The 891-nt window shown below is 74.1% G+C and carries 2 protein-coding genes; both read right to left on the bottom strand.

Annotated features, from left to right (window positions below; all coding sequences use genetic code 11):
- The coding region (locus IE249_RS38420) for a hypothetical protein (RefSeq protein WP_229859210.1) at positions 1–222 on the bottom strand (222 nt) is incomplete at its 3' end.
- Positions 223–472: 250 nt separating this feature from the next.
- On the bottom strand, positions 473–891 hold a 419-nt coding region (locus tag IE249_RS38415; RefSeq protein ID WP_229859208.1), incomplete at its 5' end, for an ABC transporter permease.

Here is an 891-nt window from a genome sequence, read left to right as displayed (position 1 = left end):
CGAGCGCAGGGCGGCGGCCAGGTCCTCGGCCTCGCGGCCGGTCGCGGTCACCGCGAGGACGGGACGGGCGGCCTCGCGGGCCAGGGCGGCGATCGCGAAGGGGCGGGCGGCGGGAGGGCCGACGAGGTCGACGTGCATGCGGTTGCCGTCCGCCGCCGCGGTGACGGCTTCCGTCAGGGCGGGGTCCTTGACGACGGCGTCGAGCAGACCGTGCAGGCTCATGGAGGGGGCTTTCCGTGAAGGAGGCGGGCAACACGACAGGCCCGACGCGCGCCGCGGGCCGGGGGTCCCTCCAGCCTACGACGGCGCGCGGACAGCCGGTGGGGCTGTGGACGACGTCCCGCGAGCCGGACCGGCGACCGGCGTGGGCGCGGGCGGCCGCAGACACACGCCCGGGGCGGGGAAGTCCTCCGACTTCTCCGCCCCGGGCCCTTCCCCCGCAACCCCCGTATGCGGTGGCCGCTCGCCCCTGCTACTCGGTGGCGATCGCGTTCAGGACGTTCATCCGGCCCGCGCGGAACGCCGGGATCAGCGCGGCGAACAGGCCCACGAAGGCCGAGCCGATGAAGACGGCGATGATCGTGCCCCACGGGATCTGCAGGACGTTGAGACCCTCCAGGGCGAGGAGCTTCTGCGCGGTCGCGCCCCAGCCCATGCCGAGGCCGAGGCCGAGCAGGGCACCGAACAGGGCGATCACCACGGACTCCATGCGGATCATGCGCCGCAACTGCCGGCGGGAGAGGCCGATCGCGCGCAGCAGGCCGATCTCCCGGGTCCGCTCGACCACCGACAGGGCCAGGGTGTTCACCACGCCCAGGACCGCGACGATGATCGCCAGCGCGAGCAGGCCGTAGACCATGTTGAGCAGCTGGCCGACCTGGTCCTTCAGCT

It is taken from the genome of Streptomyces anandii JCM 4720 (assembly GCF_014650655.1).
Taxonomy (GTDB): domain Bacteria; phylum Actinomycetota; class Actinomycetes; order Streptomycetales; family Streptomycetaceae; genus Streptomyces; species Streptomyces anandii.
This window is presented reverse-complemented; position numbering and strand designations above follow the sequence as displayed.